The sequence below is a fragment of the Streptomyces sp. NPDC037290 genome, from assembly GCF_055603245.1.
Map to the genome: position 1 here is coordinate 1 of NZ_JBVJVZ010000160.1, position 1,232 is coordinate 1,232.

A 1,232-nucleotide genomic window follows, 5' to 3' on the forward strand; every position below is an offset into this window, starting at 1 on the left:
TGCCCTGCCGTTCCCCGTCGGCGCCGGCCAGCAGGTCCATACGCACGGTGACGGCGTCGCTGCCGTCGTCGTGCCGGTCGATGACGACCTGGTAGCCGAGGCAGCCGCCGACCCCGTCGAGGATCGCGGCTTCCAGCTCGGCGGGCTGGAGGGTCACGTCGCCCAGGGGGATGCGGTCCGCGACCCGGCCGATGACCTGGATCCGCGGTCCCGGCAGCGGGTCCCCGGGGCTCGCCGGAAGGATGCGGACCAGGTCCCCGGTGCGGTAGCGGATCAGTGGTTTGATGCCGTCCACCAGCATGGTGAGGACGAGTTCGCCCTCACCCGTGTCGCCGACCACGGTGCCGGTGTCCGGTTCGACCAGTTCGACCAGGTAGTTGGGCTGGGCGAGGTGGAGCGCTCCGGTGTCCGCGCCGGTGGCGATGCACAGGGCTTCCTGGGAGCCGTAGAGGGTGGGCCGTACGACGGCTTGCGGCCACAGGGTCGCCACGTTGTCGGCGAACTGCGGGGTGCAGATCTCCCCCAGCGTGAGGAAGAGCTTCACCGGCAGTTCGGCCAGGTCGTAGCCGTAGTGCAGGGCCGCCTTGGCAAGGCTCAGGCACAGGGCCGGAGCGCAGACGATGACCTCGACCTCCAGCTCCTCGATCAGCCGCAGCGCCTTGCGGAACCCGACCCTGGGGGACTCGGGCCAGATCTTGACGTGACAGGCTCCCAGCTCCGCTGCCACCGCGGTGAACACGTCCCCGAACGCGTACAGTTCCGACGGCCCCATCAGGCCCACGACGGGCATCCGGTCCCGGAACCGGGCCTCCAGCATGCGGCGCCAGGACTCCCGGACGGCGATGTTGCTGGTCGCGATGTCCTTCTCGCCGCGCGGGCACGGGGTGGCGGCGCCGGTGGTTCCGGTGGTCTCGTAGTAGATGCGCGCTTCGTGCAGCGGACCCGACAGGACGTCGTGCATCTCCCGCCGCAGGTCGTCCTTGGTGGTGAAGGGCAGTTCCGCCAGGTTCGCGGGGGTGACGGCCTCGACGTCCACGCCGGCCAGGTGGCGGCGGTAGAACGGCGAGCGCAGGGTGACGTGGCGCAGTACGGCCGTCAGCCGCTCGCTCTGCCAGCGTTCGTGGTCGGCGGCGGTGAGGTCACCGCGGTAGAACGCGTCGCTCACCTGCCCGTAGGCGGACCAGAAGTCGTCGCCCGCTTCGGTGCCCGGCGGGGCGCGGCCCCGCGGGGCC

Annotated in this window: 1 protein-coding gene; it reads right to left on the bottom strand. The window is 71.3% G+C overall.

All coding sequences use genetic code 11. From position 1 onward, the window contains the following. Positions 1-1,232, bottom strand: a 1,232-nt coding sequence (locus ACZ7HQ_RS45640; RefSeq protein ID WP_471003582.1) for a phenylacetate--CoA ligase family protein, incomplete at both ends; no start/stop codon positions are given.